This is a genomic window from uncultured Amaricoccus sp., from assembly GCF_937858865.1.
Lineage (GTDB): Bacteria > Pseudomonadota > Alphaproteobacteria > Rhodobacterales > Rhodobacteraceae > Amaricoccus.
Genome location: NZ_CALLYO010000148.1, coordinates 1 through 6,605, shown reverse-complemented (window position 1 = coordinate 6,605; position 6,605 = coordinate 1). Strand labels below are relative to the sequence as shown.

Sequence of the window (6,605 nt, the reverse complement as noted above, 5' to 3'; positions counted from 1 at the left end):
CCGGCCGGCGGTCGAGCGCGATGCCGGTGGCCCGGTGCGAGCGGAAGTGCGAGAGGCCGAGGCGGGTGACGGCGAGGGCGGACGGCCGGGTCATGCCCTCGATCCGGGTCCACCCCCGTCACGGGCTCCCGCAGGCTTCGGGCGGCCGCGGGCGGGTTCAGACCCGCATCGGCATGACGACATAGACCGCGCTCTCGTCGTTGCCCTCGCGCATCAGCGTCGGGTCGCCGGCGGAATTGAACAGGAAGACGGCGTTCTCGCGGTCGACCTGGCCGGCGATCTCGATCAGGTACTTGGCGTTGAAGCCGATCTCCAGCCGCTCGTCGCCGTAGGCGACGGCGAGTTCCTCCTCGGCGGCGCCCGAGTCGGGGGCGTTGACCGAGAGGACGAGGCGGTCGTCCTCGATCGCCATCTTCACCGCCCGCGATCGTTCGGAGGAGACGGTCGCCACGCGGTCGACCGCCTGGGCGAACTCGGCGGCGTCGACCTCGAGCCGCTTGGCGTTGGCGGTCGGGATGACGCGGGCATAGTCGGGGAAGGTGCCGTCGATGACCTTGGAGGTGAGCGTCACCTCCGGCGTGGCGAAGCGGACCTTGGTCTCGCTGACCGAGACGGCGATCGTCATCTCGTCGTCGTCGAGGAGCTTGCGGAGCTCGCCCACGGTCTTGCGCGGCACGATGACGCCGGGGAGATCCTCCGCGCCCTCGGGCAGGGCGGCGTCGATGCGGGCGAGCCGGTGGCCGTCGGTCGCCACGCAGCGCAGCACCGGCCCCTCGGCGGCCTTGGCGGCGTGCATGTAGACGCCGTTCAGGTAGTAGCGGGTCTCCTCGGTCGAGATGGCGAACTTGGCCTTGTCGAAGAGCCGGCGCAGCACCGGCGCCGGGCAGGCGAAGTTCACCTGGTATTCCGAGCTCGCCATCACCGGGAAGTCCTCGCGCGGGAGCGTCTGCAGGCTGAAGTGGGAGCGGCCGGCGCGCACCTCGAGCCGGCCGGCGATGCCGTCGTCGGCGAGCTCGACCATGGCGCCGTCCGGGAGCTTGCGGGCGATCTCGTGCAGCGTGTGGGCGGCGACGGTGGTGGCCCCTGCCCGGCTGACCATGGCCGGCGCGCGGTCGATCACCTCGATGTCGAGGTCGGTGGCGCGGAAGCTCACCTCCTCGCCCTCGGCCTCGATCAGCACGTTGGCGAGGATCGGGATGGTGTTGCGCCGCTCGACCACCGACTGGGCCCGGCTCATGGCCCGGAGGAGGGCGCTGCGCTCCATGCTGAGTTTCATCTCTGCCACCGTTCGAGTTTGGCCCCGCGGACCCCAACGGCTACGCGGACCGAGACGTTAGCGAATTGGCGCGAAAGGGCAAGCAGTGGTTTCGCGCGCGGGCCCGGCAACAAGCCCATGATGTTCGCGCGCATTTCGCAGGCATGATGCCCGGCGCATCGGAAGGCGCTGTCCGGATGGCTATTCGACGACGTCGAGCGATTCCACCCACAGGTAGCGGCCGCGGAAGCCGCGGCTGACCTCGGCGAGGAGACGGACCGGGGTGCTCGCGGTGACCTCGCGCCCGCCCCAGACCCGGTGGGCGATCTCCGCCCGGATCTGGCCGGTCGCATCGGCGAAGAGGTAGTAGTTCTCGCGCTGGTGCGACAGGATGTTGCCGGTGACCGTGACGTAGCTGCCGATCCGCGCGTCCGCCACCTGCGCCACCGTGATCTCCTGGCCCCGCGTCGAGGGCCCGGTGAACTGGGCGAACGCCGGGGCGGCCAGAAGGGCGAGCGCGACCGCTGCCGCCGGGGCGCGCCTCATGCCTCCAGCATCCGGCGCAGCAGCTCGACGTCCTCGGCGATCTGGCTGTCGGTGGCGCGGAGCTCCTCGATCTTGCGCACGGCGTGGATGACCGTGGTGTGGTCGCGGCCGCCGAAGCGGCGGCCGATGTCGGGGAGCGAGCGCGAGGTGAGGGTCTTGGCGAGGAACATCGCCACCTGCCGCGGGCGGGCGACCTGGCGGGCGCGGCGGGCGGAGAGGAGGTCCGACATGCGGAGGTTGTAGTGGTCGGCGACCTTGCGCAGGATCTCGTCGATCGTGACCTTGCGCTCGGAGGCGCGCAGGATGTCGGCGAGGCACTCCTGGGTCATGTCGAGGTCGATGGGCTGCCCGACGAGGCTCGCGTAGGCGAAGAGGCGGTTCAGCGCTCCCTCGAGCACGCGGACGTTGGAGCTGATGCGGTGGGCGAGGAACTCCATGACGCCGGCGCCGATGGTCACGCCCGGGTTCTTCTCCAGCTGGGCCTCGGCCTTGGCCTGCAGGATGCCGAGGCGGAGCTCGTAGTCGGTCGGGTGGAGGTCGACGACGAGGCCCCACTGCAGGCGCGAGCGGATGCGCTCCTCCATGCCGTCGATCTCGCCCGGGGCGCGGTCGGCGGAGATGACGATCTGCTTCTGCTGCTCGATCAGCGCATTGAATGTGTGGAAGAATTCCTCCTGCGTCGAATCCTTGCCGGAGATGAACTGCACGTCGTCGACCATCAGCATGTCGACCGAGCGGAACATCTCCTTGAAGCCGTGCATCTCCTTGAAGCGCAGCGCCGAGACGAAGCGGTACATGAACTGCTCGGCCGAGAGGTAGAGGACGCGCGCCTCGGGGTTCTGCTGGCGGACTTCCCAGGCGATGGCGTGCATCAGGTGGGTCTTGCCGAGGCCGACCCCGCCGTAGAGGAAGAGCGGGTTGAAGGTGACGGACCCGCCCTCGATCACGCCCTCGGCGACGCGGCGGGCGGCGGCGTGGGCGAGCTCGTTCGGCTTGCCGACGACGAAGTTGTCGAAGGTGCAGCGGCCGTCGAGCGGCGAGGCGGGCAGGTCGACCTCCGGGGCGAGCGCCGCCGGGCGCGGCTCGGGGGAGACGACGCGGACGGCCGCCGGCCGCGGCGCGCCGGCCGGGGCGACGCCGAACTCGATCCGGCTGACCGCGATGCCGTTCTTGCAGAAGAGCTGGCGGATGGTGTCGCCGTAGTTGCGCGAGACCCAGGTGCCGATGAAGCTGGTGGGCGCCGTCAGCTGCAGCGCCCCATGCTCGCAGCCGACGAAGACCAGCGGCTCGATCCAGTTCTGGAAGGCGTCGTGTCCGAGCTGGGACTGCAGCGCGGCGCACACGCGGCTCCAGGCCTCGGGTGCGGCGTCCAGCTCTTGCGGCATGATCTGGGGTGTCATCTCGGCTCGTCGGGTCGGGTCAGGAAAGGGTTGCGGCGCGGAGGCGCCCGGACCGGAAGCCATCCGGAGCGGGCCACGGACAAATGCCGACGGCAGACCGGCGGCAGAACGGTTTCCTATCGTCGGGGGCACGACTGCTACACCCGCACGGCATCACGTCCAATTTAGATCATCCTCCCCCGCCAGCAGTCGTTATCTTTGTGTCAGTCGCACTACTTCAGCGCGCCGTGGCATAATTGCACTGCAACGGATATGTTACAGTGACTGCTGTGCCGGAACAGAATTTTACGCAGCTTTTACTAGGGAACGCGTCGGTCAGGAATCGCTCCGTGACACAAGAATAGCGAAGCGCCGGCAGAGCGACAACCGGACCGAAGACGGAACATCGCGCGATCGGCGAGAAGTGGCTTCCGGGATACACGTATGGCGAGCGCGTCTGCAGCCGCGCGGCGACAAGAACGCACCCGGCGACCGCGGGGCCGCCCGGTGCGGGCAAGGAGCGGGAGAGCCGGGCCGCAGCCCGGCAGGCGCGTCAGGCGCCGAGCGCGTTCACGCGGCCGGCCAGGCGCGAGATCTTGCGGCTGGCGGTATTGCGGTGGACGACCCCGCGCGAGACGTTGCTCATGATCTCGGGCTGCGCCAGGCGCAGCGCCTCGGCGGCGGCGGCCGGCTCGCCGGCGGCGATCGCCTCCTCGACGCGGCGGATGAAGGTGCGCATCCGCGAGCGGTGCGTCTTGTTGATCGCGGCGCGGCGCTCGGCCTGCAGCGCGCGCTTGCGGGATGACGGCGAATTGGCCATTTGTGCCTGCGTTCTCTCGTGCGGAATTCAGGCGCGGTCTCTAGCCGTGCCCGGAACCCGAGTCAACAGGCCGGGCGTCATTTTCCGCGGAACTGCGGCGTGCGCTTCTCGGCGAAGGCGGCCATGCCCTCGGCCTGGTCCTCGGTGGAGAAGAGCGCGTGGAAGAGGCGGCGCTCGAAGAGCAGGCCCTCGCGCAGGCTCGTCTCGTAGCTGCGGTTGACCGCCTCCTTCACCGCGCGCACGGCGAGCGGCGCCTTCTCGGCGATGCGGCCGGCGGTCTCGCGCGCCTCGCGCAGCAGGTCGCGCGCCGGGACGACGCGGCTGACGAGGCCGCTGCGCTCCGCCTCGGCGGCGTCCATGAAGCGGCCGGTCAGGCACATCTCCATCGCCTTCGACTTGCCGACGAAGCGGGCGAGGCGCTGGGTGCCGCCGAGGCCGGGCATGATGCCGAGGTTGATCTCCGGCTGGCCGAACTTCGCGGTGTCGGCGGCGATGATGAAGTCGCACATCATGGCGAGCTCGCAGCCGCCGCCGAGGCAGTAGCCGGCGACCGCGGCGATGACCGGCTTGCGGCAGCGCAGGATCGCCTCGGAGGGGCCGGTGAAATAATCCTCGGCGAACATGTCGACGAAGCCCTTCGGCCCCATCTCCTTCACGTCGGCGCCGGCGGCGAAGGCCTTGTCCGAGCCGGTCACGACGACCGCGCGCACCCGCGGCGCGGCGTCGGCCTCGGCGAGCGCCCGGCCGAGCTCCTCGAGGATCTTCAGGTTCAGCGCGTTCAGCGCCTCGGGACGGTTCAGCCGGATGACGGTGATGTGGTCCTCGGTCTCGACGATCAGCGTCTCGTAGGCCACGGCCAGGCTCCTCCCTTGCGCATCCCGCCTTACTACCACCCGGCTCGGGGCTGGCAAGCCGGGCACCAGAAGCTCGACCGGCCGGACTGGACGCTGCGGACGATCGGGCCGCCGCAGCGCGGACAGGGCTGCCCTTCGCGGTCGTAGACGGCGAACGAATGCTGGAAGTAGCCGAGCTCGCCGTCCGCCCGCCGGTAGTCGCGCAAGGAGGAGCCGCCGGCGGCGATGGCGTCGAGGAGGACGGCGCGGACGGCGGCGGCGAGCGCCTCGGCCTCGGCCGGGGTGACGTCGCGGGCGAGGCGGAGCGGCGAGATCCTTGCCCGCCAGAGCGCCTCGGACAGGTAGATGTTGCCGAGCCCCGCGACCACGCGCTGGTCGCCGAGGACGGCCTTGACCGGGGTGCGGCGGCCGGCGAGGCGGGCGGCGAGGTAGCTGCCGTCGAAGCCGTTGCCGAGCGGCTCGGGGCCGAGGCCGGCGAGGAGCCGGTGCGCCTCGAGCGCGGGCGTCGGGGCGAGGTCGATGGCGCCGAAGCGGCGGGCGTCGTTGAAGGTGATCCGCGCGCCCCCCTCCAGGTCGAGGACGACGTGGTCGTGCTTCTCCGGCACCGGATGGGCGTGGTGGAAGGCGCCGAGCGGCGCACCCGAGACGAGGAGCCGGCCGGACATGCCGAGGTGGAGGATCAGCGTCTCCGCCCCGTCGAGGTCGGCGAGCAGGTACTTGGAGCGGCGGCGGAGCGCATCGACCCGCCGCCCGGTCAGCCGCTCGGCGAGCCGCGGCGGGAAGGGCCAGCGCAGGTCCGGGCGGCGCACCTCGGCATGGACGATCCTCCGGCCGGCGAGGACGGGCTCCAGCCCGCGGCGCACGGTCTCGACCTCCGGCAGCTCCGGCATGCGTGTCCCCTGTGGCGGTGTGGTGCGGTTGCGCTGCCCCCGGCCTGCCTTATAAGGGGCGGCGGCAACGACCGAAAGACCGAGCGGATGGCGAGCGAGCCGACCAACGAGCCGACCAGCGAAGCCACCACCCACTTCGGCTTCGAGACCGTCCCCGAGTCGGAGAAGGCCGGCCGCGTGCACGGCGTCTTCTCCTCGGTCGCCGGCCGCTACGACCTGATGAACGACGCCATGAGCCTCGGCATCCACCGGCTCTGGAAGGCGGCGATGATCGACTGGCTGGCGCCGCGGCCGGGGATGCGGCTCCTCGACGTCGCCGGCGGCACCGGCGACATCGCCTTCCGGTTCCTGAAGCGCCTCGAGGGCGAGGGGCATGCGACCGTCCTCGACATGACCGAGGACATGCTGGCCGAGGGGCGCCGGCGGGCGGAGGCGCAGGCCTTCGCCGGCAGGATCGACTGGGTGGTGGGCGACGCGATGGCCCTCCCCTTCCCCGACCGCTCGTTCGACGCCTACACCATCTCCTTCGGCATCCGGAACGTGACGCGGATCGAGGTCGCTTTGGCCGAGGCGTACCGGGTGCTCCGGATCGGCGGCCGGCTCCTCGTGCTCGAGTTCTCCCGCGTGCCGGAGCCGGGGCTGCGCTGGCTCTACGACCGCTATTCGTTCAACCTCATCCCGCCGATGGGGGAGGTCCTCGTCGGCGACCGGGCGAGCTACCAGTATCTCGTCGAATCGATCCGCCGCTTCCCGGACCAGGAGACCTTCGCCGGGATGATCGCCGAGGCCGGCTTCGGCCAGGTCCGCTACCGCAACCTCTCGATGGGCATCGCGGCGCTGCATTCGGGCTGGAAGCTCTGA

General features: G+C 70.8%; 7 protein-coding genes. 1 reads left to right on the top strand and 6 read right to left on the bottom strand.

Features of this window, described 5'->3' with window-relative positions; genetic code table 11:
- Nucleotides 1-157 precede the first annotated feature (157 nt).
- The 6 genes from dnaN to mutM all read right to left on the bottom strand — a co-directional run bounded on the left by dnaN (nucleotide 158) and on the right by mutM (nucleotide 5,744).
- Nucleotides 158-1,276: a DNA polymerase III subunit beta gene (gene dnaN / locus Q0112_RS04255; RefSeq protein ID WP_297971853.1), complete on the bottom strand. Its 1,119-nt coding sequence runs from the start codon at nucleotides 1,274-1,276 to the stop codon at nucleotides 158-160.
- Nucleotides 1,277-1,456: 180 nt separating this feature from the next.
- Entirely contained in the window at nucleotides 1,457-1,801 is a 345-nt protein-coding gene (locus Q0112_RS04250) for a YgiW/YdeI family stress tolerance OB fold protein (RefSeq protein ID WP_297971850.1), read from the bottom strand.
- Nucleotides 1,798-3,186 (bottom strand): chromosomal replication initiator protein DnaA, encoded by a 1,389-nt coding sequence (dnaA, locus tag Q0112_RS04245; protein WP_297971847.1) that lies wholly within the window; start codon nucleotides 3,184-3,186, stop codon nucleotides 1,798-1,800. The genes Q0112_RS04250 and dnaA overlap by 4 nt, the downstream gene beginning before the upstream one ends.
- 547 nt (nucleotides 3,187-3,733) lie before the next feature.
- Nucleotides 3,734-4,000, bottom strand: a complete 267-nt coding sequence (gene rpsT, locus Q0112_RS04240) for a 30S ribosomal protein S20 (RefSeq protein ID WP_297971844.1) — start codon at nucleotides 3,998-4,000, stop codon at nucleotides 3,734-3,736.
- 77 nt (nucleotides 4,001-4,077) lie between these two features.
- A complete protein-coding gene (locus tag Q0112_RS04235; protein WP_297971842.1) occupies nucleotides 4,078-4,854 on the bottom strand; it encodes an enoyl-CoA hydratase in 777 nt (258 codons plus the stop codon).
- A 32-nt stretch (nucleotides 4,855-4,886) separates the two neighbouring features.
- On the bottom strand, nucleotides 4,887-5,744 hold the full coding sequence (mutM, locus tag Q0112_RS04230; RefSeq protein ID WP_297971839.1) for a bifunctional DNA-formamidopyrimidine glycosylase/DNA-(apurinic or apyrimidinic site) lyase: 858 nt from the start codon (nucleotides 5,742-5,744) through the stop codon (nucleotides 4,887-4,889).
- 87 nt (nucleotides 5,745-5,831) lie between these two features.
- Here mutM and ubiE point away from each other — a divergent pair, with 87 nt between their 5' ends.
- Entirely contained in the window at nucleotides 5,832-6,605 is a 774-nt protein-coding gene (ubiE, locus tag Q0112_RS04225; RefSeq protein ID WP_297971837.1) for a bifunctional demethylmenaquinone methyltransferase/2-methoxy-6-polyprenyl-1,4-benzoquinol methylase UbiE, read from the top strand.